This window comes from Inquilinus sp. YAF38 (genome assembly GCF_052113205.1).
Taxonomy (GTDB): domain Bacteria; phylum Pseudomonadota; class Alphaproteobacteria; order DSM-16000; family Inquilinaceae; genus Inquilinus.
This window is the reverse complement of the sequence record NZ_JBFRCU010000069.1, coordinates 1-22,542: the sequence shown is the minus strand read 5'-3', so window position 1 is coordinate 22,542 and position 22,542 is coordinate 1. Positions and strand designations below refer to the sequence as shown.

Annotated in this window: 30 protein-coding genes; 7 read left to right on the top strand and 23 right to left on the bottom strand. The window is 68.1% G+C overall.

The window, feature by feature from the left end:
• Nucleotides 1-112: 112 nt before the first annotated feature.
• Nucleotides 113-982 (top strand): pirin family protein, encoded by an 870-nt coding sequence (locus AB4Z01_RS25665; protein ID WP_441698698.1) that lies wholly within the window; start codon nucleotides 113-115, stop codon nucleotides 980-982.
• 167 nt (nucleotides 983-1,149) lie between these two features.
• Here the strand turns inward: AB4Z01_RS25665 and AB4Z01_RS25660 are convergent, their stop codons facing one another.
• Both AB4Z01_RS25660 and AB4Z01_RS25655 read right to left on the bottom strand, forming a co-directional pair.
• Nucleotides 1,150-1,410: a hypothetical protein gene (locus AB4Z01_RS25660; protein ID WP_441698697.1), complete on the bottom strand. Its 261-nt coding sequence runs from the start codon at nucleotides 1,408-1,410 to the stop codon at nucleotides 1,150-1,152.
• Nucleotides 1,407-2,081: a hypothetical protein gene (locus AB4Z01_RS25655; protein WP_441698696.1), complete on the bottom strand. Its 675-nt coding sequence runs from the start codon at nucleotides 2,079-2,081 to the stop codon at nucleotides 1,407-1,409. The genes AB4Z01_RS25660 and AB4Z01_RS25655 overlap by 4 nt, the downstream gene beginning before the upstream one ends.
• Before the next feature lie 116 nt (nucleotides 2,082-2,197).
• Between AB4Z01_RS25655 and AB4Z01_RS25650 the strand changes: the two genes are divergently transcribed.
• Nucleotides 2,198-2,398 carry a hypothetical protein gene (locus AB4Z01_RS25650; protein WP_441698695.1) on the top strand — a complete coding sequence of 67 codons (201 nt, stop codon included), beginning with the start codon at nucleotides 2,198-2,200 and terminating at the stop codon, nucleotides 2,396-2,398.
• Nucleotides 2,399-2,402: 4 nt separating this feature from the next.
• On the opposite strand, the gene AB4Z01_RS25645 is transcribed toward AB4Z01_RS25650, so the two are convergent.
• Entirely contained in the window at nucleotides 2,403-2,720 is a 318-nt protein-coding gene (locus AB4Z01_RS25645; protein ID WP_441698694.1) for a phage holin family protein, read from the bottom strand.
• Nucleotides 2,721-2,742: 22 nt separating this feature from the next.
• On the opposite strand from AB4Z01_RS25645, the gene AB4Z01_RS25640 reads away from it, so the two are divergent.
• Nucleotides 2,743-4,146 (top strand): O-antigen polymerase, encoded by a 1,404-nt coding sequence (locus AB4Z01_RS25640; RefSeq protein WP_441698693.1) that lies wholly within the window; start codon nucleotides 2,743-2,745, stop codon nucleotides 4,144-4,146.
• Entirely contained in the window at nucleotides 4,143-5,231 is a 1,089-nt protein-coding gene (locus tag AB4Z01_RS25635) for an acyltransferase family protein (RefSeq protein WP_441698692.1), read from the top strand. Before AB4Z01_RS25640 ends, AB4Z01_RS25635 begins: the two co-directional genes overlap by 4 nt.
• A gap of 4 nt (nucleotides 5,232-5,235) precedes the next feature.
• Here the strand turns inward: AB4Z01_RS25635 and AB4Z01_RS25630 are convergent, their stop codons facing one another.
• The 8 genes from AB4Z01_RS25630 to AB4Z01_RS25595 form a co-directional block, all read right to left on the bottom strand.
• Complete coding sequence (locus AB4Z01_RS25630) at nucleotides 5,236-5,703, bottom strand: acyltransferase (RefSeq protein ID WP_441698691.1); 468 nt, start codon at nucleotides 5,701-5,703, stop codon at nucleotides 5,236-5,238.
• Between the two features lie 105 nt (nucleotides 5,704-5,808).
• A complete protein-coding gene (locus tag AB4Z01_RS25625; protein ID WP_441698690.1) occupies nucleotides 5,809-8,817 on the bottom strand; it encodes a hypothetical protein in 3,009 nt (1,002 codons plus the stop codon).
• Nucleotides 8,818-8,868: 51 nt separating this feature from the next.
• Nucleotides 8,869-12,093: a phage tail protein gene (locus AB4Z01_RS25620; RefSeq protein ID WP_441698689.1), complete on the bottom strand. Its 3,225-nt coding sequence runs from the start codon at nucleotides 12,091-12,093 to the stop codon at nucleotides 8,869-8,871.
• Complete coding sequence (locus AB4Z01_RS25615; RefSeq protein WP_441698688.1) at nucleotides 12,094-12,492, bottom strand: DUF6950 family protein; 399 nt, start codon at nucleotides 12,490-12,492, stop codon at nucleotides 12,094-12,096.
• Nucleotides 12,492-12,635: a hypothetical protein gene (locus tag AB4Z01_RS25610; RefSeq protein WP_441698687.1), complete on the bottom strand. Its 144-nt coding sequence runs from the start codon at nucleotides 12,633-12,635 to the stop codon at nucleotides 12,492-12,494. The genes AB4Z01_RS25615 and AB4Z01_RS25610 overlap by 1 nt, the downstream gene beginning before the upstream one ends.
• Before the next feature lie 14 nt (nucleotides 12,636-12,649).
• Complete coding sequence (locus AB4Z01_RS25605) at nucleotides 12,650-13,276, bottom strand: hypothetical protein (protein WP_441698686.1); 627 nt, start codon at nucleotides 13,274-13,276, stop codon at nucleotides 12,650-12,652.
• Nucleotide 13,277: 1 nt separating this feature from the next.
• A complete protein-coding gene (locus AB4Z01_RS25600) occupies nucleotides 13,278-13,943 on the bottom strand; it encodes a hypothetical protein (RefSeq protein ID WP_441698685.1) in 666 nt (221 codons plus the stop codon).
• A complete protein-coding gene (locus AB4Z01_RS25595) occupies nucleotides 13,940-16,138 on the bottom strand; it encodes a hypothetical protein (protein WP_441698684.1) in 2,199 nt (732 codons plus the stop codon). Before AB4Z01_RS25595 ends, AB4Z01_RS25600 begins: the two co-directional genes overlap by 4 nt.
• A gap of 44 nt (nucleotides 16,139-16,182) precedes the next feature.
• On the opposite strand from AB4Z01_RS25595, the gene AB4Z01_RS25590 reads away from it, so the two are divergent.
• Complete coding sequence (locus AB4Z01_RS25590) at nucleotides 16,183-16,599, top strand: hypothetical protein (protein ID WP_441698683.1); 417 nt, start codon at nucleotides 16,183-16,185, stop codon at nucleotides 16,597-16,599.
• Between the two features lie 69 nt (nucleotides 16,600-16,668).
• Here AB4Z01_RS25590 and AB4Z01_RS25585 read toward each other — a convergent pair whose 3' ends face one another.
• The 7 genes from AB4Z01_RS25585 to AB4Z01_RS25555 all read right to left on the bottom strand — a co-directional run bounded on the left by AB4Z01_RS25585 (nucleotide 16,669) and on the right by AB4Z01_RS25555 (nucleotide 19,187).
• Nucleotides 16,669-16,815 (bottom strand): hypothetical protein, encoded by a 147-nt coding sequence (locus tag AB4Z01_RS25585; protein WP_441698682.1) that lies wholly within the window; start codon nucleotides 16,813-16,815, stop codon nucleotides 16,669-16,671.
• On the bottom strand, nucleotides 16,812-17,282 hold the full coding sequence (locus tag AB4Z01_RS25580) for a gene transfer agent family protein (protein WP_441698681.1): 471 nt from the start codon (nucleotides 17,280-17,282) through the stop codon (nucleotides 16,812-16,814). The genes AB4Z01_RS25585 and AB4Z01_RS25580 overlap by 4 nt, the downstream gene beginning before the upstream one ends.
• A complete protein-coding gene (locus AB4Z01_RS25575) occupies nucleotides 17,282-17,731 on the bottom strand; it encodes a phage tail tube protein (protein ID WP_441698680.1) in 450 nt (149 codons plus the stop codon). The genes AB4Z01_RS25580 and AB4Z01_RS25575 overlap by 1 nt, the downstream gene beginning before the upstream one ends.
• 79 nt (nucleotides 17,732-17,810) lie before the next feature.
• Entirely contained in the window at nucleotides 17,811-18,224 is a 414-nt protein-coding gene (locus AB4Z01_RS25570) for a DUF3168 domain-containing protein (protein ID WP_441698679.1), read from the bottom strand.
• Nucleotides 18,211-18,396 carry a hypothetical protein gene (locus AB4Z01_RS25565; RefSeq protein ID WP_441698678.1) on the bottom strand — a complete coding sequence of 62 codons (186 nt, stop codon included), beginning with the start codon at nucleotides 18,394-18,396 and terminating at the stop codon, nucleotides 18,211-18,213. The genes AB4Z01_RS25570 and AB4Z01_RS25565 overlap by 14 nt, the downstream gene beginning before the upstream one ends.
• Before the next feature lie 36 nt (nucleotides 18,397-18,432).
• Nucleotides 18,433-18,837, bottom strand: coding sequence for an HK97 gp10 family phage protein (locus AB4Z01_RS25560; protein ID WP_441698677.1), 405 nt, complete (start codon nucleotides 18,835-18,837; stop codon nucleotides 18,433-18,435).
• A complete protein-coding gene (locus tag AB4Z01_RS25555; RefSeq protein ID WP_441698676.1) occupies nucleotides 18,837-19,187 on the bottom strand; it encodes a hypothetical protein in 351 nt (116 codons plus the stop codon). The genes AB4Z01_RS25560 and AB4Z01_RS25555 overlap by 1 nt, the downstream gene beginning before the upstream one ends.
• Before the next feature lie 88 nt (nucleotides 19,188-19,275).
• Here AB4Z01_RS25555 and AB4Z01_RS25550 point away from each other — a divergent pair, with 88 nt between their 5' ends.
• Together AB4Z01_RS25550 and AB4Z01_RS25545 are read left to right on the top strand one after the other, a co-directional pair.
• Nucleotides 19,276-19,503 carry a transcriptional regulator gene (locus AB4Z01_RS25550; protein ID WP_441698675.1) on the top strand — a complete coding sequence of 76 codons (228 nt, stop codon included), beginning with the start codon at nucleotides 19,276-19,278 and terminating at the stop codon, nucleotides 19,501-19,503.
• The gene (locus tag AB4Z01_RS25545) at nucleotides 19,500-19,886 is read left to right on the top strand and encodes a type II toxin-antitoxin system death-on-curing family toxin (RefSeq protein WP_441698674.1); all 387 of its coding nucleotides are present in this window, start codon (nucleotides 19,500-19,502) and stop codon (nucleotides 19,884-19,886) included. The genes AB4Z01_RS25550 and AB4Z01_RS25545 overlap by 4 nt, the downstream gene beginning before the upstream one ends.
• A gap of 1 nt (nucleotide 19,887) precedes the next feature.
• Here the strand turns inward: AB4Z01_RS25545 and AB4Z01_RS25540 are convergent, their stop codons facing one another.
• From AB4Z01_RS25540 to AB4Z01_RS25520, 5 genes are all read right to left on the bottom strand, one after another.
• On the bottom strand, nucleotides 19,888-20,250 hold the full coding sequence (locus AB4Z01_RS25540) for a DUF4054 domain-containing protein (protein ID WP_441698673.1): 363 nt from the start codon (nucleotides 20,248-20,250) through the stop codon (nucleotides 19,888-19,890).
• Between the two features lie 2 nt (nucleotides 20,251-20,252).
• Entirely contained in the window at nucleotides 20,253-20,489 is a 237-nt protein-coding gene (locus tag AB4Z01_RS25535; protein ID WP_441698672.1) for a hypothetical protein, read from the bottom strand.
• Between the two features lie 15 nt (nucleotides 20,490-20,504).
• On the bottom strand, nucleotides 20,505-21,458 hold the full coding sequence (locus AB4Z01_RS25530; RefSeq protein ID WP_441698671.1) for a DUF2184 domain-containing protein: 954 nt from the start codon (nucleotides 21,456-21,458) through the stop codon (nucleotides 20,505-20,507).
• A 276-nt stretch (nucleotides 21,459-21,734) separates the two neighbouring features.
• Nucleotides 21,735-22,208 (bottom strand): structural cement protein Gp24, encoded by a 474-nt coding sequence (locus AB4Z01_RS25525; protein ID WP_441698670.1) that lies wholly within the window; start codon nucleotides 22,206-22,208, stop codon nucleotides 21,735-21,737.
• 32 nt (nucleotides 22,209-22,240) lie between these two features.
• The coding region (locus AB4Z01_RS25520) for a hypothetical protein (RefSeq protein WP_441698669.1) at nucleotides 22,241-22,542 on the bottom strand (302 nt) is incomplete at its 5' end.

The window sequence follows — 22,542 nt, the reverse complement described above, 5'->3', positions numbered from 1 at the left end:
CATAGCGAACGGCGGTTTCGGGGAAAGCCGCATTCTCCGCGCCGGCCATCGGCCCGATCTTGAGGGCAGAGCGAAACCGCGCCGACGATCCGGCGCCGAGACGGAGATGATGATGGCGACCACCGAGACCTCGAACGCCACTGGCGGCCTGACCCGCCCGCGCAACGTGACCCGCACCCTGCGCGGCCGCGCGGCCAGCGAGGGCGCCGGGGTGAAGCTGACCCGCGTGATCGGCCAGCCCGGCCTGCCCGATCTCGACCCCTTCCTGATGCTGGACGAGTTCCGCTCCGACGACGCCGCCGACTACCTGGCCGGCTTCCCGGACCATCCGCATCGCGGCTTCGAGACCGTGACCTACATGCTGGCCGGCCGGATGCGGCACGGCGACAACAAGGGCAATGTCGGCCTGCTCGGCCCCGGCAGCGTGCAGTGGATGACCGCCGGCAGCGGCATCGTCCATTCCGAGATGCCGGAGCAGGAGAACGGCCTGATGTGGGGCTTCCAGCTCTGGGTCAACCTGCCGGCGGCGGAGAAGATGACGGCGCCGCGCTACCAGGACATCCCGGCCGATTCGGTGCCGGAGGTGGCGGCCGGCCCCGGCGCCAAGGTCCGCGTCATCGCCGGCCGGTTCGGCGGCACGGCGGGCGCGGTCGAGGGCGGCACCACCGAGCCGGTCTATCTCGATGTCCATCTGGAGGCCGGCGCCACGGTCGACCTGCCGCTGCCGCAGGGCCATGCCGGCTTCGCCTATGTCTATCACGGCGCGGCCGAGGTCGGCGGCGAGGGGCTGGAGCGCGGCACGCTGGGCGTGCTCGGCGCCGGCGACGGCGTGCGCGTCGCGGCCAAGGCCGGCCCGGCGCGGCTGTTGATCGTCGCCGGCAAGCCGCTGCGCGAGCCGGTGGCGAAATACGGCCCCTTCGTGATGACCACCGAGGCGCAGATCGCCGAGGCGATCGAGGATTTCCGCGCCGGCCGGTTCTGAAACGCAAAAAAGGGGCGGAGGCCTTTCGGCCCCCGCCCCTTTTCTATCGCCAACCGCAGTGCCGCTGGCCGTAATCGATGATCGGCACCAGCCAGTCCACCCAGGCCTGCTCGGCGCTGTCGACCCAGGCCGTTGTCACGGGCGGCTCGGCCACCACCAGGCAGAAGCTATCGGCGCTCCCGGCCTTCGGCGTAGCGGCGCAGCCACTCGCGGCGAGCAGCAGGGCTGAGAGAGCGCAGCGCCTGGTCGCGCCGGACGATGTCCAGAACATGGGTCAGGGTCTCCTGGGTCTGCTGCGCGACGACGCCGGCCCGGCCGGCCGCGAAGACGCGCCAGAGGATCAGCGCGACCGTGGCGGCGCCCAGCAGCGCCAGCGCCACCCGGCGGCCGAGGCGGGAGCCGAGCAGGCCGGCGACGATCCCGATCATCGCCGCAGCACCAGCCAGGCGACGAGCCCGACCGCCGCGACGACGCCGGCCACCATCAGGGCGACGGTCGGCAGGGTGGCGATCTGCTGCACCACCGGCAGCGCCGGGGCAAGCTGCTGCAGCCCGTCCAGCGCCGCGCCGAGCACCGCCGTGCCGCCCGCCGCCACCGCCACCGTGGTCTTGGCCCGGTCGGCGGCGCGGCTGACCACCGCCCGGCCCGGCGGCTGCACGCCCGCCCGCAGCAGGCCGTCATCGATCACCGCATCCGGATAGCGGTTCCGGCCGTTCTCATGGGCGATCACGGCCTTCACCAGCGGCGCCAGATGGGCGTAGCCGTGCAGGTCCAGCACGGCATCCGGCCCGAATCCGGTCAGCGCCGCCACATGGGCGACATAGGCGCCGGTGTCGTTCTCACGGTCCGGCGCCCAGCGCGCGACGATGCCGCGGATGGTGCGCAGCCCGTGCCGGTCCTGATAGGCGATCAGCAGCGCGGCCAGGGCGCGGATGCCCCAGGCCGGCGCGGCAAACACCTCGAACCGGCCGCCATTCTGCCGGGCCTCGACGGTCCGGCGGTATTCGGCCTCCGGCAGGCGCCCCTGCCATGGGTTGGCGGCAGTCCGCTCGATATTGCCGGGGTTGTTGTTCCGCTCGCCGCGGGTCTGTGCAGCCATGCCGTGCTCCTGAGGCAAAAAGGCCCCGCGCGAGGCGGGGCCGGTTGATCCGAAATCCGCTGCCGCCGCGCTGCGGCAGGCGCTAGGATCGGTGCGAGTGTCGAGGGGGAATGGGCATGAACGCGTTGTTGAGGATTGGGGCCGCCGTGCTGCTGGCCGCGCTGTCGGCATGCTCCGGGGATTGGGGCCCTGCCCCGCCGCCGAAGCCCAAGCAGCCCAGCGTGCTCGACCGCGCGGCGGAGCCGCTGGTGAAGGATCTCGGCGGCACGGTTGGCCCGCAGGGCGGCATCGTGTTTCAGGGCCAGCCGCCGAAATAGCGCGTCAGCCCGGGTCCTGCCGGGCGATCCAGCGATAGAAGACGACCTCGACGACCTGCGGCCCGAGATAGCCCAGAGTCGCCGCCAGGCCCCAGCGCACGGTCTCGGCCGCCCCCAGCCAGTCGCCGAGGGCGCCGCCCATGATTCCGAGGCCGATGACGGACGGCAGCTCGAAGGACAGCCGGCGCAGCGAGAACGGCTTGCCTGTCGCCGCGCGCTGGGCGTGCCGCATCACGACGCCGATGCCGGCCGAGACCACCGGCCCGATCAGCGTCATCAGGATTGCATACGGCGCGGGCTCGGGCAGGTTGGGGTCGGCCATTTCGGTCTCCTGAGCTGGCGACATGAAAAAACCCGCCGGCGGCGGGCGAAGAGACTGGCGTTCGCCGGGCACAGCGGCGAAGATTGCCAGGATTCATAAGGGCGTATTGCGCATGACCCGGTTTGCCGAGCACAGCCTGATCAACCCACGCGCATTGACGCCTGCCAGCGTTCTGCTGTCGATGTGCTTGGCATGGCTGGCCATCTTCTGGCTCGCGCCGATCGAGATGTATGTCCCGGCGACGAGCGCCCCGTACCTATTGCTCGGATCCTGCCTGGCGGCTCTGTTCGGGGGCTTGGTGCTGTTCGAGCCCAGGTCGCTTCCGACGCCAATGGCCGATCGTGACGATGAATATCAACGCCTCCGGCTGCTCTACCGGGTGGCTTTCGTCCTCGGGATCCTGGGCATCATTCTTCGCGTGGCCGACTGGGTCTTCCTGCGTGGCCTCACGGTCGACACCGGATTCATGGAAAATCGGGAGAAGATCGAGACTGCCGGATCCAATGCGTTTTCGATGGCTTCGACCCTGCTGATCCCCTTCACTGTCGTCCCGTACATGCTCTATGCGGTCGCCCGGCGAAATGGAATGCGGGTCGGCCGGACATGGTTGAGCATCGGGCTCGCGCTCCTGTGGCCCCTCCTCACGATCGTCATCGGCTCTCGTTCAAGCATGTTCATGAGCATCGGCATGCTCGCGGTCGCCCGCTTGAGCATATTTCCCCGGACGTCCAAGCTGGCCGTTGCAGCGATCGTCCTCGGTTTTCTGGCGCTCATCTATCTTGGCGGCCTGTTGTTCATCGCCCGTCTCACCGAGATCGGCCTGAAGGTCGAGAACGTCATCCGGTTTTCCGCCTTCACGCATCTGGTGCCGGTCACCACCGAATACTATAGCTCCATGTCAACCTCGCCCGATTGGCAGAAAGACAGCTCATTCATTGCGACGACATTTTCTCAGTACATACTGCACGGAGTTCCGGAATTCACTTATTTGGTAGAGTATTATACGAAGAGCGATCAATGGGGCCTTTATGGGTTCGCGTTCTTCCCAAGATTATTGGCTTCTCTGTGGGGTGTTAGCTACGATGCCAGCGTTTTAGCACTTTCGACTCCTCGAACCGGAATATACACTACGATGTTTGGTCCATTTTATGTTGATTTTGGGCCTTTATCTCCGGTCTTTTGCTTTGTGCTTGGTGGATTCGTTTCATTCACTCGCAGACGTGTCCTGCAAGGCGACGTCGCTGCCCTGCCACTATACATAACCTTTATTATACAAATAGCCGCAGCAATTGTCGTGAATGCATTTCTTGCGGCTTACGGCATTTTTTTCAATCTCGCCTTCATATTCTTCTGGATCGGCGTGACGATGCTGCGGCCCAAATCCGGCAGAAGGCCTGCCTGGAGCGCGCAGGAGGCGAAGCCATGACGGCCGGGCCGAAACCGCACCGCCTCGCCTATATCGACTCCCTCCGCGGCGTCGCAGCCTTGCTGGTGGTGCTGATGCACAACATCCAGCCGATCGCGACAGGCCCGGTCAGGACCTTGATCTACGACATCATCGACCCGGGCAAGGTCGGGGTCGTGATGTTCTTCGCCATCAGCGGATTCGTGATCCCGTTCAGCTTTCCGAAGGGGCCGGCGCCGCTCGCCCGGTTCGTAGTGTCTCGGCTCTTCCGGCTCTACCCGGCCTACTGGCTGTCCATGGCCGCCTGGATCGCCGTTGCCGCCATCATCGGCGGGGCGATGCCCTCGGCGATCAATGTGCTGGCAAACGTGACCATGGCCCAGACTCTGCTTGGCCAGGCCAACCTCGTCGGCATCTACTGGACCCTGTTCATCGAGCTCCTCTTCTACAGCCTGTGCGCGGTGGCTTTCGCACTTGGCCTCCTGCACATCGGCCGCTTCACCTTCAGCGCCTGCCTGTTCTGGCTGCTGGTCGCGGTTCTGTTCGCCATTGCTCGCTTCGCCCTGGAGCGGAAGGTGCCGGTGGCCGTGCCGCTCTGCCTCTCGATCATGTTCTGGGGCACGCTCTGGCGCGAGGCGACGATCAACGGATCTGCGCTCCACCGGCGCTATGCCCTCTGGATGCTGGCGCTGTTCGCGCTGGCGATCCCGCCGATCAGCCTGCTCGCCTACGACTTCGACACCGGCCTCGAAGAGTACTGGGTGCGCTATGCGGTGTCGTATTACGCCGCCATCGGCGTGTTCATGCTGCTGTCCACCCGGATCCGGCTGACCGGTCGGGTGGCGGTCTGGTTCGGCCAGATCAGCTATTCGTTGTACCTCTTCCACGTGCACACCAAGCTGCTGGTGGACGAGGCCGTGGCCCGAGCCGGGCTGGCGCTTCCGGCCGGGCTGCAGGTTGCCCTGTCGATCGCCGCCGCGGTCTGCGTCTCCTGCATCGTCTTCGCTCTGGTCGAGCGCCCCGCCATCCGGATGGGCAAAGCCGTCGGCGGAATGATCGCGGCCCGCCGGTCGGTACAAGGCGGCGTGCCTGGCGCCGCCCAGTGAGTCCTTAAGATCGACGCGTGTCGTCCTGAGGCGGCCTCGCCCGAACCAGCATCGGCTGGCCGGTGACGATGGATCGCGCCGGCACATCCCTGCTCACCACCGCGCCGGCACCGACCACGGATCCGGCACCGATCGTGACGCCCCCCAGAATGATGGCATCGGCGCCAATCCAGACGCCATCACCGATCGTGATCGGCTTGTGCACGTGTGGGTATGGTAGCGGCGCTGAGAAATCCAGGCCGGCCGTCTCGACATAGACGCCCTTTGACAGGTGGACGTGGTCGCCGAGCCGGATCGGCGAGGCCGCCCCGATCGTGCAGCCAGGCCCGATGATGACTCCGCGGCCGAGCCGCACGCGCTCCGGATACTTCACCTCGGCCGACCAGTGGCAGAAGCATTCCTCGGCCGCCGGGAACAGCGCCGCAGTCCTGGCAGCGCTGGCGAGCCTAGCGGCGGCGCTCGCGACCCCCATACAGAGCTTCGTCAGCACTCGCGCGGGGGAGCTACGCAGAGATCGGAGGATCAGGCCTTTCGACATCCAGCAAGCGTGCCCGGCGCCACCGCGGAATGCAATCAATCACGTCCCGTCGACAGTGTTGGCGATCCAGGCGGCCACCACCTCGGCATACTCATGAACGCCGGACTGAGACGGGTGCAACATGTCGCCGTTGTCCAGCGTCTGCATGCCGGTCTCGGGATCGGTCGACGCCACCACTTCAGTGCTGGCAAAAGACGTCACCTGGTTGATCGCCGTCCAAATCGACAGCACCTTAACCCGGGCATGATTCAGCGTCCGCTTGAACTTCAGCAGTTTGCGCACCGCCAAGCCGTAGGCGCTGTTCCAGCGCGTGTCTGCAGTCCCCATGCGCGGCAGGGTCGGGAGGGCAATCCCAATATAGACGCCCGGCACAGCTGCCAGGATCTGGTTGACCATGATGGTCAGGCCCTTCTCGATCCAGTCGGCGGCGTCCGCGGCGGCGTAGGCAGCAATGTCGTTGGTGCCAAGGCAGATCCAAACATGAGTTGGCGGGTTGATCCCCGTATTGGCCAGATAGTAAGCAAAGTCGAACCGCCGGCCGTTATAGACCTCGGATGGAGGCTCTCCACCAACGACCGCTTTGGTGAACGGGTCGAACGTGATCTTCGATTCAGCGCCACTGTTCGGCAGCCCGAGGTAGGAGGCCCAGTTGGTGACCGGTGTCAGCCAGCTTGTGCGCGCCCGGATGTGATCGGTGATCGTTGAGCCAGCGCGACCCTCATTGCCAACCGGACCAACGGTCCCAGACATGTCGACGATCATGCCGCGCGCGGTCAAGATGTCCCGGACATAGGTCGCCAGGGTCTGCGACGCAATGCTATCGCCGATGCACATCGGACGCACCGTGTCCGCGGTCACCGCGACGGTCCAGGTGTCGTTGGCGACGGGGGCACCGGCGAGCGTGAAGCTGATCGGCCCGTCGAACGCCGCGCCGATCGCGCCGCGCGCGGCATAGCCCGGCCCGACGATGGAGAACGTCTCTGCACCAGCGACGACGGTGATCACGTAATTGCCGATCGTCGCGGTTGGATCGACAAAGGGTGATCCTTGGACCAGCGTGCCGGTCCCGGCGTTAGATCCACCGACCGTCACTGCGCCGTTCTTTCCGCTAGCCGAGGCCTTGTGGACCGTGATGTCCGCCGATCGGTAGGAACGCCCCAGCGCGGCGCCGCCCTTCGTATCGCTATAGCGGTGCATCCAGATGTTCGCCTTGCTCCCGATCGTGGCCGGATTGATGACGAAGGAGCCTGACTCCAGAGTCAGTGCATAGGGCTTGGCCGCCGTATTGTTAATGTCAGGGTTGGGCGCGAACAGCGTGGTCAGGACGCCTTTCCGCTCGGTCCGCGTCGACAGCAGGTTGTCGATGTGGATCGACTGCTCACGGCCTTCGATCAGCCAAAGATCCTCGCCGATCAGAATCGACGGCACCGGATCATCTATCGCCGCTTGGGCCTCCAGGTTCGCAACGCGGATGGCAAGCGCCGGCGTCGTCGGAAAATCATTCCTTTCGATATACTGAGCGCCCTGGCCGAAGGAGAATTGGACGCCGGCAACGCGCACCTCCGGTTGCCCGGTAGTGTAGAAGGTACCGGCATCAACAACGGTGAACTCGCCGGCGCCACCGACCGCCGAGGGCTCAGGCATCAGAAGTGGCACGCTAAATATGGCGGCCCGCGGCGATAGAGTCTTCTCCAGCGTCAGGGGCGTGGACAGAACATTAACGCCATCCGGCTTGCGGAAACGCACCCGCGGATTGGCGAAATTATTGTCGACCGCGGCCTCGAGCCAAACTCGGATGTAGATCGGCTTGCCCGGACGGTTGTCCGGGATGCGGTCGCCAACGAACGGCCAGGCCAGAGCCGGATCGACCGTCCGGATTGCCCGGGTGAAGCCGGCCGCGATGAGCGCGGCATCTTCGACATCGACCATCTCCAGGCGGGAGGGATTGTCATTGAAGACGTGCGGCGCTTGGATCAGACGGTCGCCCTTGCCCCAGGCGAAGTCGTTCTTGCCAAGTCCTGCCCCCATGATGCCGATATGAGGCCACTCGCTGAAGAACTCCCCTTTCCAACTCCAGCCCAATCGGACTCCAATGGTTGGATCGATTGTAAACGGAGTCGCGCCGCCGGCCGTCGCCTTGTACTGATTGGCTCGAAAGTCCCACCAATATGTGATAACGGCGGTATTCGACGATGCCGTGTCGAATTCCTCATACCGTCCCGTCGCCGGCACCGTGTGGGCAAAGAGTGTTTGCTCGCTTCGGATCGTCCCGCTGGGGAACAGAGCCTTGTTGTCGGCCTTCGAATGCACGATCGGCGACAGCGCGGCGAAGGCGGAGAGATTGCTGATCGGGCTGAGTTCTCGGAACCGGAACGGCGACCAATATCCGGCACTCCCCGGCACCCCGAGGTCGATTATCGGGACAATCTTGTCTGCCGGCGTGGTCGGCAGCGCGAAATCGCCGCCGGTCGCGGCGACGATCTTGTAGGTATTGTCGACCAGGTCAAGATACGCGAAGCAGCGGAAGGTTGCCGGGATCGCCAGCTTGGCCCAGCCCGGCTTTTCCGTGGAGTCCGCGTTGGCGACCGTGATGTTGCTGGCGCCGACACCCGGCAAGTCGATGAAGACGTTGCGCGGGATGTAGATCTGTCCGGAGCCGCCGCCGAGTTGGCCGAGGCGATCGATGATGCCCTCGTTCGCGAGCACCACGACGCGCCGAGCAACGTTGTGGATCAGGTCAACCAAGGTCTTCAGCGACGAGATGCGGTCTACCCCGTCGATCCATTCGTTGCCGCTGTCGTCCCAGATCCACACCGTCGGGTAGTTGTTCGTCTCGGCCGGATCCGCGTAGAGGAGCGCAGGCTTACCATCGGGCTGTGTCAAATCGGCATCCATCGCCGCCTTGTTGGGATAGGTCTTCATCCCGTTGGCCTCGGCAAGCGTCTGGATAAAGCGCGTCAGCCGGCGGATGTCCTGCTTCGCCGGCTCATGGACGGTGCCGTTCGAATTGAAATCGGCCCACACCTCATCAACGGTCGGAATCGGCATGACCGGTCACTCCATCATGTTGTCGTGCAGAGCCGCCGGGGCGGCGAAGGATCAGGCCGCGCCAACCTCAACGAGATATGTGTGCAGCGCGGTGTAGAAGTCGCCTTCCTGCGTCGGCGTCAGGGCGCTGCCGAAGGAGGCCGTCGAGATCTGCGCGTCGCTATAGGTCGTCGCGCCGCGGCGCAGCAGATAAAAGGTGTCGTTGAAGATCGACGTGCTGGCTTGGGCCAGGTCGCCGAGCGAGGCGGCGTTATGGTAGCGAGAATAGGCGCCGAAACCGGTGCGGCACAGGCAGAACAGCTCAATCGAGTTCGGCGTGCCGGCGGCGACCCCGGTCGACACATTGTCGTTCTCCCGGGTCACGATTGTCCCTGGCGTGGCGTTCTTGCTGGAGATGAAGGCATTGGCGTTGCCCGCCTCCGACATCGCGCCATTGGTTGTCGAACTCGACGGCGTCCGGACCCACACTGACAGATGTGCATCGTTCAGTGCGTAGTGCCCCCCGGCAGTCGACGGATTGAACCCGGTCGACAGATAGCCGCCCGGCATGGTTCCTGCCCCTGTGCCCTTGTAGCCGCGATCGACGGTGAACACCGGCGACGACACCGCCGTCAGCGCGAAGCTCCCCGGCGCCTTGGCGTTCAGCTTCGCCGCCTGCGCGTCATGCGCAGCCAGCAGATAGAGTGCATCGAGCTTCGCCCACACCCCGGCCGTCTTCAGGCTGTCGACTAGGTTCTTGATCAGCGTCTGCCGCGCGAAATCCGGCCGCATCGTCATCGCGGCGATATAACTCCAGGCGTCGGCGTCGATCGCCACCACCGTGATGGTCACCGCACCCGACGCCACGCTCTCATTCCCGCCGGCGGTCTGCGTCGCCGTCATGCCGTTGGCGCCGATGCCGAGATCGGCCGAAGGCGTGACGGTCCAGGCGCCGTCGCCGGCGGCCGTTCCGGTGCCGACCTGCATTGCGTTGGCAAAGAGCTTGATCGCGGCGCCGGGCACGGCGCCATGGCCCGACACCGCCGGGCGCCGGTCGTGGCTGCTGATCGGGCCGGGCGGGGTCGTGATCACCGGCGCCGCCGGCGACACCTCCGCCGTCACGCCGCCCGCCGGCGCGCTTGCCACGTTCGACCAGTTGCTCGAGGTGGCGAAATACCACCAGTCGCCGGCGGCCGGCATGTCGATGTAGGTCTGCGCCGACAGGGGCGCGCAATAGAGCGGCCCGTTGATCAGCGTCGCCCCGGCGAAGCTGCTGCTGCTGTTGCGGTAGAAGCGGAGCGACAGGTGCCGCGGGTCGTTCGGCGCCGTGGCGGAGACCGTCACCTGCCCGGTGGCCGGCGCGTTCGCCTGGGCCGTCAGGTTGGCCGGCGATGCCGGGGCCACCGGATCCGCCACCGCGGTGAAGGTCGCCGGCGGCGTCGACCAGTCGCTGCCGGCGCCGCGCGGCCCGATGAAGCGCACCTGCGCCTCGTAGGCCGTGCCGTCCTGCAGCGGGAAGGTCTCCACCTGGTCGTCGTCCTGCGCCACCGGCAGCGGCTGCCAGGGAAACGGGTTCTGCGGATCCGCGGAGACCTTCCTGTACCGCGCCTTGGCGACATAGACCGACCGCGGCGGCGGCCCCCAGGTGATGACGCCGACCGCAACCGGCGTCTGCGCGTTGTAGAACCGATGCGCGATGGTGACCGAAACCGTATCCGGCACCGGCACCCCGGCATCGTCATCGCCGTCCGGCGGCGGCACGGCCGGGGCCTGCTCGTCGGTCGCGGCGTTCCACTCCCACCAGCTGTCGTAGCTGGTCACCTCCAGCTCGACCGTCATGTCGGCCTGGTTGAGCCGCATCGACGTGATCTCGAACACCGTGTCGATGCCGAGCTCGGCGATCTGCAGCCGGATCCACCGCTCGCCCCAGGCGTCGAGGCCGGCCAGCGTCGTCCGGATGCGGCCGGCATGGCTGGAATTGCCGCGCCGCAAGACCTCCCTGGCCACGCGCTGGGCCTGGCTCTCGGACGGGACGAAGCGGAGCTTGATCTGGCTGCTCTCGACGCCGTTGCGGTCGATCGCCGCCTGGTCGAGCTGGATGCCGGCCTCGGTCTCCGCCCATTCCCACGCCTGGCTGACATAGGTCGCCCGCACCTCGTTGATGCGCTCGATCGCCGGCTTGCCCTGGTTCAGGTCCCATTCCAGGATCTGCTCCTCGGTCAGGGTCACCGCCGCCGCCGGCCCCGGCGCGCCGACCGTCAGGCCCAGCTTGCCCTCCGGTCCCTGGATCAGCCGGCCGCCGCACGCATCCAGCAGGTCCTGCAGCACCGCCTTCTTGTCCTCGGTCAGCTCATAGGCGCCCCAGGCCCGCCAGCGCTTCTCGGCGCCGCCGGCCTTCAGCGCGACGAGCTGGTCGCAGACATCGGCCGCGGCCGCGAAGCTGGCGAGGTCGATGCAGCCGGCCGGACCGGCCAGCGGGATGCCGAAGCCGACCGGAACGTCCCGCTCCAGCCGCGTCAGGTAATCCAGGATCACCAGCGCCGCGTTGTCCGACCAGGCCCAGCTCGCCTCGTCATCCGGGTCATGCTCGCCCGGATCGGTCCCTTGCAGACGCGGGTCGAAGACCTTGGCGCCCCGCAGCACGATGCGGTACGGCGGCGGCCCGGATGGGAAGACCTTGATCTGGTCCTCGTCCTTCAGGTCGGCATATTTGACATAGGTGCAGCACAGGCCGTGCGCCTTGTGATCCACGGTCCACTTCTCGTCGAAGGTCGGGATCTGCTGCGTCGGCACGCCCAGGTAGTTCCGGATGACGACGGCGCTGTGGCCGTCGTCGCCGCCCAGCCCGCTCCCCTCCTGCCACCATGGGTCGTCCTTGACGTTGCCGTCCTTGTCGATCTGCACCTGCTCGTCGTTCAGCCAGTGCTCTTCCGGGTTGGGCGCGCCCGCCATGCTGTCATCGCACTCATGGGCCGCGTGGCAGACCAGGGTCTTGAGGTCGCCGTCCGGCGTCGAGTCGTAATACAGGTACACGCCGCCCAGCCGCTGCCGGCCATACATGCGCGTCCGCGGCGGGATCGCCTGTTTGATGCTGACGTCGCCGTCCTGCATCTTGGGCTTCGGCGGCTGCTCGGCCAGCAGCGTCTGCGCCAGCGTCCCGGCGATCGACAGGCCGACGCTGATCGCCGACCAGGCGACGGCATTGAGGCCGATGAACGTCGCCGTCCCGGCCGCGGCCGCCGCTCCGGCCGTCGCCGAAGCCCCGAGGCCGACCGCAAGGGGGATCGCTTGTGGCATTCAGATCCTCCATGCGAACGAGGCGTCGGGCGTGGTGGAAAGCTGGTCGCCGGTCTTGGCCATCCAGGCGAGCTGTCCGCGGATCGCGAGCGCCGGCCCTCTCTCGGTCACGATGATGCCGACATCGCCGGCCCGGGCGTCCGCCGGCGCGACCCGCCTTGCGCCGAGGCGCGTCATGGCCGTTGCGGCGACGCGGACGAGCCCGCCTTCGGCCAGCAGCAGCCGCATGTATTCGCGCTCGGTGCCATAGGTGCCACGCCACGAGGCCGCCAGGTCGACGCCGGTCTGCCGCAGCACCCAGTCCGCGGCCCACAGGCTGCAGTCCATCCTGCCGAGCACGAACGGCGTCGTGTTGCCGATCCGCTGGTGGATGGCGAGGTCGGAGAGGAGCGCGGACATCAGGAGAGCCGATTGCGATCCGCAACGCTGATCGGCCGGCCGACCTTCGCCTCGCGCTCGGCCCGCGCTTGCTCCTTGGCCTCAAGCTCGGCGACACGATCCCGCAACGCGCCGACAAGGGCGCACAGTTCATCGAACTGCATGGGTGTCTCCTAGGTCAGTGACGCGGCCACGCCACGTCGCGGTCGACCAGCTTCGGTGGGAACTGGCAGCCGAGATCGCCGGGAAAGCGCCGCTGCTGGTCCCGGTCGGTCAGCATCCCGAACGGCGCCCTGCTGCGCTGCGCGAACAGCGTCTCGCAGGGCAGCGTGATGGTCCGCAGCGTCGGGCCGGTCGCGGTGAAGCTGGGCTTCTGCATGGTCCAGACGCCGAGCGTCAGAAGCTCGTCGAGCGGCACCAGGGCACCGGGGACGGTCGCGTCGTAGAACCCGATCTGCACCGTCAGCTCGCGTCCTTCGATCTCCTCCGGGTCGGTGCTCTTGGCCGCCGTCACCACGGTGGAATCGACGCCGTTCAGCGTCAGGCTCAGCTGCGGCGCGGTGCCGTTCGCCGCCTGCTCCAGCCCGTCGATCGACTGCAGCGGATTGCCGCTGCCGTCGACCCGTTGCCCCAGGCCGGCCCAGTCGAAGCCGCCGCGGTTGATCGGCCCGTCGCCCTCCCACACCCGCAAGGGACCCTGCTTGAACGCGAAGGTCACGAACAGGGCAGCGAAGACGTGCTGCCCGGCGGCCTGGGCGCGAATGACGGCTTCGAGCGGCGGCGGCGGGGTCGGGAAGAAGGCCATGTCACCACACCTCCACCAGATCGAGCGACGCCGTGCCGCTGCGGGCCAGCTGCAGCTCGAAGGCGCCGCTGTCGTCGGCCGACAGGCGCATCGGCGCCCGGGCCCGGCACCATTCGACCGGCGCCCCCTCGGCGACGCCGGCGCGCAGCTTCGGCCGGATGTCCAGCACCGTCTCCTCGCCCGGTTCCGGGTCGACGCCGACGACGACATGGAGATGGCCGCCGAGACCGAGGAAGCTGCCTTCCAGCACCGGCAGCACGGTCGATCCGTTGAGGATCCGGATCGTCGTGGCGCCGGCCGGGGCCGCCACAGCAATGGCCGGCGCGATGCCGCCCTGCATGAAGCCGGCGCCGTCGCTGTGGAACGCTTGGTCGCCGTAGGGGATGTCGCCGACCACCGGGATCAGCCGGTTGCCGTTGCGGCAGTCGCACGGCCCGACGCGGACGGCGTTGGTCCGGCCGTCGAGGCGGGCCAGCAGCGACCGCATGGCCCGGATCTTGGCGGGCGTGTGCAGCGGCACGGTCAGCTGCGCCACCCAGCGGCCGAGATTCGACGTCACCACCTGCTCGCGGCCGGAGATGGTCTCGCCGCCGGAGCGGGTGCGCGCGTCGATCCGGAAGGTCTCGGCATTGGCGGCCAGGATCGCCGGCCAGTCATAGATGATCATGCGAAGCGGATCCTGTGCTGGCGGTTGATCTCGGGCACGCCGGCCAGGCCCTTCTTCACCGCCGCGGCGGCGATCTCGGCGATGGTGCGGTCGCCATTGGCACCGGCCATGGAGATGTTGAAGGTGATCGGCTGGCCCGACCCGCCACCGCCCCCGGCGGCCGCCTCGATGACGTGGTTGGGGATCACCTGGCCCGGCACGGTGGGCGCGAACCATTCCCGCCCGGTCTCGCCGACCTCGTACAACTGGCCGGGCAGGACCTGGCCGCCCATGGCGGCGTGGCCGGCGATACCGCCCGGGCCGATCGGCCCCAGGCCCGTCCCGCCGTCGTAGCCAATGCTGCCGCCGCCGCCGAAAGCGAGCCCGAGCAGGCCGCCGGTAAGGCCAGTGAGGCTTCCGAAGGCCTTGCCGAGCGGCCCGTTGCCGAACAGTGCCGCCTGAAACAGCAGCTGGGCCAGCGAGGTCCCGATCCTCAGCAGCGCGTCGGAGAAGCTGGTCGCGMCCTGGATGCCGTCCTGGATCGCCTGCCCGATCGCCTGGATGCCCTCGACATAGCCCTGGTTCTCCAGGTTCAGCTTTTCCAGCACCTTCGAGTATTCGGCATCGGTGAGCGCCCCCTCCCGGTGCAGCTTGTCGTATTTGACCTTGTCTCTTTCATACTTCTCCTGGCTGGTCATCGCCGCCTCGACCAGCTGGTTTGCCTCGGCATAGTCGGCGAGCAGCTGATCGCTCCGGTGCTTGCGCGCCGCCTCGTCCTTGTAGCTCTGGACATATTGGGCGTGCTCGGCGGTGCCGAGCTTCAGCCCGCGTTGCCGGGCGCTGTTCAGGGCCTCGACCTGCGCCCTCATCGCCGCCTGCGCGTCGGTCCCCCGCTTGTAGACCAGGAGGAGCCGCTCATTGAGGTCGGCCTGCTGCCGAAGGTCCGTTACCGGGTCCTTCGCGCCCGCATCCGGTGCCGCGGCGACGCCCGCGCCGCGCGGCGCCGCGGCGCTGGTCGTGCGCCGCTGCCTCTCGCGCTCGTCATAGGCCCTCTGCTCACGAAGCCTGATCCGCTCCTCGGCCGCGATGCGATCGGCTTCCGCCCTGGCGTCATTGATGCCGAGACCGTCCCTCTGCGCCGCCGCGACCGCCTTGCTGCGGATCGTCTCGACGGCCAGTGAATCGTTGCGGGCGTCGACCGCGGCCTTGCCCTTTCGGTAGGCCTCGGTCTCGGCCAGGATCCGCTGCTCGAGCTTGTCGAGATCGACCCCGGCCTGCACCCCGGCCGAGCGGGCCTGCGTGGCCTCGCTGTTGAAGACCTTCAGGGCGTCGGCAAGGGTCAGGACCTGGCCGGCTGCGCTGCCGAAATTCAGCCCCATGTACTCCAGGATTTTGGTCAGGGCCGCGCTTCTGGTCTCGACTCCCGATGTCTCGCTGCTGGCCCGGCCCAGGGCGGTGGCGAACAAGCCGCTCTCCTCCGCGGCATCGGCCAGGCCCGGGCTCAGCTCGCGCACCCTGGCGAGGAGCGCATTGAGCTGCGCCGAGGTCGGTGCGACCGCCTCCTGCACATTCGAGGCAATGCGATCGACCTCCTGCTCCTCCGGCGTCGCGACCCCGGCCTTGATCTTGTCGGACAGCGCATAACGGAGGACACCGGCGGCGCCCTTGGCTGAATCCAGCAGACCATCGAGCTGGTCCTTCTGGGCCCGGAGGGCGTCGTCGATCTCCTGGGCGGCGGTCGCCAGCAGCCCCTTTTCGACCAGGCTGAGGCCGGTGGCGAGATCGACCGCCGCCTGTTCGGACTCGGTCAGGACCCCCTTGGAGTCCCGCATCGCCTGGTCGAAGGCCTTCTGGGCGGCGGCCGCTCGATCGGCTGCCGTCTCGTACGCTCCCATGGCGCCGGCGATCGCGTCGACCGCCCCGACCGCGCCGCCCAGCACCGTTCCCCAGATCCCGAAGATCGGCAGGATCTGCGCTCCTTCCTGCATGAACAGGTGCAGCGCGTTCTGGCCTTCACCCAGGTTCCTGATCAGATCCGGCACCCGCCCGGAGATCGTCTCCAAGGCCTTGCCGATCGTGCCGGAACCCTTTTCCGCGGCATCCTCGGCCTTCTTCATGTTGTTGATGGTGACATTGGCAACCTGGATCATGGTCTGGTCGTATTGGCCGACGACGGCCGTAACCTCGACGACGATCTGATCGGCGGTCTGGGCCATGACGGCTTCTCCACAAGAACCGGGCTCGACATAGGACAGAATCCATGAGACGCTGGATTTCTATTTTCGGGAGGGAAAAAGTTTTGGTCAGCAACTTTTCCAGGAAGCTCGGCGCCATTCGGCTGGCCATTCTGTCGGCCGCAATCGCCATCCCGGCATCTGCCTCCGCCGCCACGCCGCAGCAATGCGCGACTCTCAAGGCACTGCTCACCAACACCGGCGAGCTCGAGCGGACGGTGCTGGACCAGCAAAAGGTGCTCGTGGCGCAACCGCCGGTTCTCGCCGCCGCGCTTCTTGCCCTGCAGGTCAAGTACAAGGGGTTCGACGAGGGCGATTTCCGCGGCATTCGGGCGGTTAGCACCCGGCTGGATGACGTCTCCACCGCGCTGACCGGCAATTTCGATGCCAGGATGAAGGTGCTCTATGATGGCATCAACGTGGTGCGCGACCTCTGCAGCTGACGCATTGGCCGGCCCTGAGCCCGAGCGGTTCGACGGCGCAGCCGGCCCTCCTGTTGGACGAGCTGATCGTCAACCCGCCAGCAAGCCGCTCTCCCGCGCCTTCGCCAGCATCTCGTCGAAGACGTCGTCGGACGGCGGCGCCACCGCCGGGACGCCGGTGGGATCCGTGATCCTGGCATAGGCCCGGCCGGCCAGCAGGAATTCGGCCAGGCTCATGCGGCCGATCTCGAGCGGCGAGACGCCGATTGCGAGTGCTTGCCCGGTGAAGGCCGCGACGTCGACCCATCCGTCCCGTCGTCCGCCGCGGCCTCGGCTTTTCCCTCTGGCTCCTCCGCCGCCTCGGCGACGCCGAAATAGGCGGCCATGATGATGGCCTGCGCCGTCGCCAGGGGGTTGGCCGGATCGCGCGGGTCGGCCAGCGGATGGCCGTCGACATAGGTGTCGACCAGCTCCCGCGCCCGCACCGCCGGCAGGCCGCCGCCGACCAGGCCCAGCCGGATGGTCTCGACGACGTCGGCAGCATACCAGCGCCGCTGCACCAGCAGGCGCTGGGCGATCTCGCCCAGCCCCGCATTGCACAGCCGCTGCAGCTCCTCGATCTGCTTCAGCTTGAGGGCGAACAGATAGGTCCCGTCCGCCCAGGCCAGCTCGACCTCGGCGGCGATGTTGGGCTGGCCCGCCATCAGACGGCCGCCGTCCAGGCCGGCTTGCCGTTCAAGGTGATGGCGATCTGCACCGTCGCCCGCTGCCCGCGCTGGGCGGTGACCTGGTAGCTGGTCAGGATCGCCGGCGCCTGGTAATAGCCGCCGAAATCCGCCGCGGTGACATCATACACCCAGCGGACGGTCTTCTCGGTCCCGCCGAAGGCCCAGTCCTCCCAGGTCTTGCGGGCCGCGCGGTCGAGCACGCCCTGGCCGCTCAGCGTCATCTGCAGGGCGGTGATGTCGGTGATCTTCCAGGCCGGGTCGTCCGGGTTGTCGCAATCCGGGATGATGCTCTCATTGGTGTCGCTGGCGATGGTCATGCCCAGCTCGGTCAGGCCGCAGGGGGCGGCGAAGACCTCGGCCGGGGTCGCCCCGTCGCCGAGCAGGATCATGACGTCGGAAAAGCGGAAGGTCTTGGCCTGGGCCATCGGGATCTCCTCGAACGAAAAAACCCCGCGCGACGGCGGGGCGGGCATGCCGGGACCGGCATGGGTTGACGGGACGGCGCTAGAGCGCCGCGACGCTCTCGAACTCGATCACGCCGTGGGTGACGCCCTGCTCGGCGGGATCGTCGAGCATGCGGGTCTGCCGCCATTGCAGCGACACCAGGAAGCCCTCGGGCAGCGCAAGATCGGCCTCGTCCAGCGCCGCGACGACCGCGGCCGCCAGCGGCTCGGCCGCGGCCCGGCCATAGCCCTTGGTGAAGGCATCGACCTGCAGCCGGACCAGGCTGCCGCGGACGCCGCCCGTGGCCTCCCAGGGCGATGCGATCATGGTGGTGCAGCGCAGGAAGGGATAGGCCGGCGCGGCCGAGACATAATCGTAGACCCGGCTGCCGATCAGAGCGGCGACGCCGGGATCGGCCTGCAACGCCGCGATCACCGCGCGGCGCAGCGGGCCGGACAGGTCACGGCCGCTCATGCTCGTCCCCGGCCTGCGGGCTCGGCTTCGGCACCCGCCGGCCGGCGCCGGCGGCTTCCGCGGCATCCGCCGCGGCGGTCGGGACCAGCAGCGTCGCCCCCGTCCTGTAGGCCAGGGTGAGGCGCCGCGACGGCCGGAAGTCGAAATCGGCCGTGAAGCGGATCCATGGCATGGTCAATCTCCCGATGAGGCCGAACCGCGGCAGGCTTCACTCGACCATCCGGCCTCGACGGACGGCCTGGACGATCAGCGCGACCGCGTCCCGCCGCTTCTTTTCCGTCGCCGGCCGCAGATAGGGACGGGCCGCCGCGCGGGCGGTGCCGAATTCGAGGTCGGCGTAGGGCGCGGCCGAGACCACATCGGCCGTCAGCTCTGCCCGGCGCACGACGTCGATCGCGCGATGCAGCCGGCCAGTGTCGGCGTTCGGCGGCTCGCCCGGGTTGGATGGGACGTGGTCCGGCCCGCTGATCCAGTCGGCGCTGATGCTGGCCACCGCCTCCGCCGCGACCAGCTCGGCCGCCGCGATCACGGCCTTGCCGACCTCGCGACGGATGGCCTTGGCCCTCTGCGCCAGTCGCCGGAGATGGCGATCGACACTCGTGACGCCGGCCATCAGGCAGGAACCCCGGTCAGGATCCAGGCGGCGCCGGCCGGGTCCTGCTCGACCGCGCTGATCCGCCACCGGCCGCCGGCCAGGGTGATCTCGTCGTCCGGCGTCGGGGCCGCGGCGACGCCCGCCTGCAGCACGATCAGGCGCGCCGCCCGGTCCGGGATATTCCAATCGGCCCGCTGCCGGTCGGAAGATTCGTCGCGATGGCCCTTGACCGGAACAGCGGTGAAGGCCGGCGGCAGGATGACCTGGCCGTCCGCGTCCTTGGCCGCGACATGCAGCGTGCCGTCGGGCAGCAGCGGCGCGAAGGCGGCACCGAACACCGTCCGGAAATGGCCGTCGAACAGGGGCATGGTGGCCTCCAGATTGGAATGGTTCATCCGTGCTTGCGGCAGCCAGCACCGGCTCTATATAATGAAGATTATATAGCAGGAGAGTGTCATGCTGAGCTTCAAGGTCACCACGGTCGGGGCCTCGGCCGGATTCATCCTGACGAAGGAGGCGATGGCCCGCCTGAAGGTGAAGAAGGGCGACACCGTCTACCTCACCGAGGCCCCTGGCGGCGGTTACCGCCTGACGCCTTACAGCCCCGAATTCGAGCGCCAGATGGCTCTGGCCGAAGAGATCATGCACGAGGACCGCGACGTCCTGCGGGCCCTGGCGAAATGACCGCTTGGCGCTGGGTCGGCGCCGATCTGGTCCACGCGCTGCACGACCGGCAGCTCGCCGAGCATGGCGGACCGGATGGCGTGCGCGATCCGGGTGCCGTGGATTCGGCGTTGGCTCGTCCCCTGAACCTGGTCGCCTACGGCACGCCGGATGCGGCCGATCTCGCCGCGGCTTACGCTTTTGGTCTGGCGCGCAATCACGGCTTTGTCGACGGGAACAAGCGGACCGCCTGGGTGGTGGCCCGCCTGTTCCTGGCCGACAATGGATACCGGCTGCGCTTCGACCCCGTCGATGCCGTCAAGACGGTCGAGGCGCTGGCCGCCGGCTCTCTTAGCGAGAGCCAGCTTGCCGCCTGGTTCCGGGATCGCTTGCAGGCGAAGTGAACTACACCACCGTGACAGCCGGAACATTGCGCCGCATCAGCTCGAGGAAGCGCCGGCCGTAGCCGGTCGAGTCCAACGCCCCCGGGCCGGCCTCGGCGATGCGCTCCAGCTCCAGCGCGCCGCTGCGCATTCGCCGGAACCCGCCGGCGGCGGCAGTTGCGGCCTCGGCGCCGCTGCCCTGCCCGTCCAGGGTGAGGACATGGGCGGCGAGCAGCAGCCGGCCGAGCCGGAGATCGGCTTGGCTCGCCCAATCGCCGCCGACCTGCAGCGCCGCCTCGTCCAGCGCCGTCTGGACCACGGCGTCGGCGACGGCGGCGAAGCCCGGGAAGCGGGCCTTGAGCTCGGCCGGGGTCGGACTGTCCATGATCACTCTCCCCGCCCCGGCCGCCTGGTCCGCTCCGGTCGCGGCTTAGTCTTGCCGCCATCCTCGTCGGAGGCCGGCGGCTCGGCCACGGCCAGCACCCCGGCCTCGACCTGCTGCCGGACGCTGGCCGCCTCCGCCGCGCTCAACTCGAGGTCCGCGGCCTCGCCCGGCTCGAGCAGCCGCGCCCGGCCTTGCGCATGGAGAAATCGCGGGCCGGGCGAGATGTTGGTGACGCGCATAGCCACGTCTCCCGGTCAAATCCCGTCGCTGTAGCGGAAGGCCTTCGGCCGCCGGATCTCGACCCCGCCGGTGCGGAAGATGCCGGCGACGTCGAACATCAGCGGCCCGGACTGCGACGGCGCCAGGAACTGGTGCGGCATCGGCAGGTGCAGCCTCACCACCTGCGGGTCGCGGCGATAGGCGACCATGCGCGCGGTGTTGCCGGTCCCCGCCGTCTCCAGCCCGCGCACGGCCCGGATGGTCAGGGGGGCGCCGGTGATCGCGGTGTAGGTGTTGCTGCGCCGCAGATACTCGAGGATGGTGGTGTCGCTGGTGCTGCTGCGCGGCGTATCGGCCAGCGCCGTGAACCGGGCCACCGGCAGCAGCAGCGTGTCCGCCATCTCGACCGTCAGCGACCCCTGATAGACGCCGGTCAGCAGCGCGTTGATGTCGCGCAGGATCTGGTCCGGGGTCTTGTCGGCCCACAGGGTCGACGCCCCGGCGCCGTCATTGGTGACCAGGCCGGCGGAGACGATCGGATTGTTGATCAGGCCGGTCCAGTTCTTGCCGGTGCCGCTCGGCGGCACGCCGCGCAGGGCGAGGCCGTCCATGAACTCTTCATAGGCGCGGACGGCCGCCGCCGCCCGGTCCGCCGACAGGTTGGTGCCCGGCACCATCATCGCCTGGCCCAGCTCCTGCAGCGTGTAGCGATACCCGATCGCCGCCATCTCCACCGGGTGATCGTGCTGCGCCCGCTCCACATCGGCCAGCGGGATGTCCTTGGACTGGTGGTTGAACCACTCGGCCTGGCCGAACTTGTCGGTGGAGAAGAAGGTGACGCTGTTGGCCCAGGGGTTGGCCGAGGTGTCGACCGGCACCAGCGCCGGATACTGGATGTCGGGATACTGGATCTCGTAGACCTGCGTCTCGATGCTGGCGGTCTGCGACACGAGGAAGCCCAGCGCCTGCTGGGCGTCGAATGCGAACATGGAAGGCTCCTTCGAGGAGGGCTGGGTTGGGCCGGAGAGCTCACTGTTCCCCGTCTGTCATCACCGGGCTTGACCCCCGGCTGTCCGGCTGAAGAAAAATCACAGCTAAAGCGTGCTTATCTCAGGTTGATATTCTATTTTTATTGTCATCCTCGGGCTTGACCCGAGGATCCAGGGGCTTTCAAAGCAGTTCTCGATGGCTCCTGGATTGCCGGGTCAAGCCCGGCAATGACAATAAAAGTTCAGTTTAGCGCCTGTATATTATCGGATGGGCCCTCAAGCAGACGGCAGCGCACCGCCCAGCCGGACAATCGCGAGGCCGCCATTGCCGGCGGCGGTCATCCAGCGGGCGCCGGCGACGGCGAATTGGCTGGCGTCGGCCGGCAGGCTGGACAGGATGCCGGTCGCGGCCTCGAACACGACATTGTCGCCGGCCGCGACGGCGCCGCCGGTCACCACCCAGATGTCGCCCTCGGTCAGGACGGCGATGCTGGCGCCCCGCGGATAGCTGTCGCCGTCGGCCGGGTCGAGCACGACGTCGCGGATCGAGATGCCGACAAAGCCGGCGGCCGCCGCGGCGCCGAGCACGGCGCCGCGGGCTCCGGCACCCTGGCCGACGGCGAGGCCGAAGCCGATGCCGGCGGCGGTCTCGACGATGCGGGTGTCGGCATCGGCATTGGTCAGGTTGGCGACCATGCCGGCGACCGCCGGGCGGATGGTCTCGCTGTAGCTGTTCTGAACGACGGCCATGTCCGTCTCTCCTTTCTGCAATGAGTGGCGGCTCAGGCCGCGGTGGAAGCTCTCCAGGCACCGGCCAGGCGGGCGTCGCGCCGGCGCAGCGCCTCGGCCCGGGCGTCGCCCGCGACCGGCCGCTCGGCCAGGACCTGCCGCAGCGGGTCGGGCCGCGCGGCCGCTGTGGCCAGCACCCGGAAGGCGCCTTCGATCGCGGCGTCGCTCATGTCGCCGGCGGCGGCATCGCCGATCCGGGCGGTCACGGCGGCGCGGCGGATCTCGGCCTCGCCGCGGCCGTCGACCGCCAGCGCCTCGCCGCCGATCCGCCGGGCCTCGGCGACCAGCCGGGCAC

Bases quoted from the DNA above. Each gene is read 5' to 3' on its own strand.
- AB4Z01_RS25665 (WP_441698698.1), top strand. From the start codon at position 113: ATGGCGACCACCGAGACCTCGAACGCCACTGGCGGCCTGACCCGCCCG.
- AB4Z01_RS25660 (WP_441698697.1), bottom strand. From the start codon at position 1,410: ATGATCGGGATCGTCGCCGGCCTGCTCGGCTCCCGCCTCGGCCGCCGG.
- AB4Z01_RS25655 (WP_441698696.1), bottom strand. From the start codon at position 2,081: ATGGCTGCACAGACCCGCGGCGAGCGGAACAACAACCCCGGCAATATC.
- AB4Z01_RS25650 (WP_441698695.1), top strand. From the start codon at position 2,198: ATGAACGCGTTGTTGAGGATTGGGGCCGCCGTGCTGCTGGCCGCGCTG.
- AB4Z01_RS25645 (WP_441698694.1), bottom strand. From the start codon at position 2,720: ATGGCCGACCCCAACCTGCCCGAGCCCGCGCCGTATGCAATCCTGATG.
- AB4Z01_RS25640 (WP_441698693.1), top strand. From the start codon at position 2,743: ATGAAAAAACCCGCCGGCGGCGGGCGAAGAGACTGGCGTTCGCCGGGC.
- AB4Z01_RS25635 (WP_441698692.1), top strand. From the start codon at position 4,143: ATGACGGCCGGGCCGAAACCGCACCGCCTCGCCTATATCGACTCCCTC.
- AB4Z01_RS25630 (WP_441698691.1), bottom strand. From the start codon at position 5,703: ATGGGGGTCGCGAGCGCCGCCGCTAGGCTCGCCAGCGCTGCCAGGACT.
- AB4Z01_RS25625 (WP_441698690.1), bottom strand. From the start codon at position 8,817: ATGCCGATTCCGACCGTTGATGAGGTGTGGGCCGATTTCAATTCGAAC.
- AB4Z01_RS25620 (WP_441698689.1), bottom strand. From the start codon at position 12,093: ATGCCACAAGCGATCCCCCTTGCGGTCGGCCTCGGGGCTTCGGCGACG.
- AB4Z01_RS25615 (WP_441698688.1), bottom strand. From the start codon at position 12,492: ATGTCCGCGCTCCTCTCCGACCTCGCCATCCACCAGCGGATCGGCAAC.
- AB4Z01_RS25610 (WP_441698687.1), bottom strand. From the start codon at position 12,635: ATGCAGTTCGATGAACTGTGCGCCCTTGTCGGCGCGTTGCGGGATCGT.
- AB4Z01_RS25605 (WP_441698686.1), bottom strand. From the start codon at position 13,276: ATGGCCTTCTTCCCGACCCCGCCGCCGCCGCTCGAAGCCGTCATTCGC.
- AB4Z01_RS25600 (WP_441698685.1), bottom strand. From the start codon at position 13,943: ATGATCATCTATGACTGGCCGGCGATCCTGGCCGCCAATGCCGAGACC.
- AB4Z01_RS25590 (WP_441698683.1), top strand. From the start codon at position 16,183: ATGAGACGCTGGATTTCTATTTTCGGGAGGGAAAAAGTTTTGGTCAGC.
- AB4Z01_RS25585 (WP_441698682.1), bottom strand. From the start codon at position 16,815: ATGAGCCTGGCCGAATTCCTGCTGGCCGGCCGGGCCTATGCCAGGATC.
- AB4Z01_RS25580 (WP_441698681.1), bottom strand. From the start codon at position 17,282: ATGGCGGGCCAGCCCAACATCGCCGCCGAGGTCGAGCTGGCCTGGGCG.
- AB4Z01_RS25575 (WP_441698680.1), bottom strand. From the start codon at position 17,731: ATGGCCCAGGCCAAGACCTTCCGCTTTTCCGACGTCATGATCCTGCTC.
- AB4Z01_RS25570 (WP_441698679.1), bottom strand. From the start codon at position 18,224: ATGAGCGGCCGTGACCTGTCCGGCCCGCTGCGCCGCGCGGTGATCGCG.
- AB4Z01_RS25565 (WP_441698678.1), bottom strand. From the start codon at position 18,396: ATGCCATGGATCCGCTTCACGGCCGATTTCGACTTCCGGCCGTCGCGG.
- AB4Z01_RS25560 (WP_441698677.1), bottom strand. From the start codon at position 18,837: ATGGCCGGCGTCACGAGTGTCGATCGCCATCTCCGGCGACTGGCGCAG.
- AB4Z01_RS25555 (WP_441698676.1), bottom strand. From the start codon at position 19,187: ATGCCCCTGTTCGACGGCCATTTCCGGACGGTGTTCGGTGCCGCCTTC.
- AB4Z01_RS25550 (WP_441698675.1), top strand. From the start codon at position 19,276: ATGCTGAGCTTCAAGGTCACCACGGTCGGGGCCTCGGCCGGATTCATC.
- AB4Z01_RS25545 (WP_441698674.1), top strand. From the start codon at position 19,500: ATGACCGCTTGGCGCTGGGTCGGCGCCGATCTGGTCCACGCGCTGCAC.
- AB4Z01_RS25540 (WP_441698673.1), bottom strand. From the start codon at position 20,250: ATGGACAGTCCGACCCCGGCCGAGCTCAAGGCCCGCTTCCCGGGCTTC.
- AB4Z01_RS25535 (WP_441698672.1), bottom strand. From the start codon at position 20,489: ATGCGCGTCACCAACATCTCGCCCGGCCCGCGATTTCTCCATGCGCAA.
- AB4Z01_RS25530 (WP_441698671.1), bottom strand. From the start codon at position 21,458: ATGTTCGCATTCGACGCCCAGCAGGCGCTGGGCTTCCTCGTGTCGCAG.
- AB4Z01_RS25525 (WP_441698670.1), bottom strand. From the start codon at position 22,208: ATGGCCGTCGTTCAGAACAGCTACAGCGAGACCATCCGCCCGGCGGTC.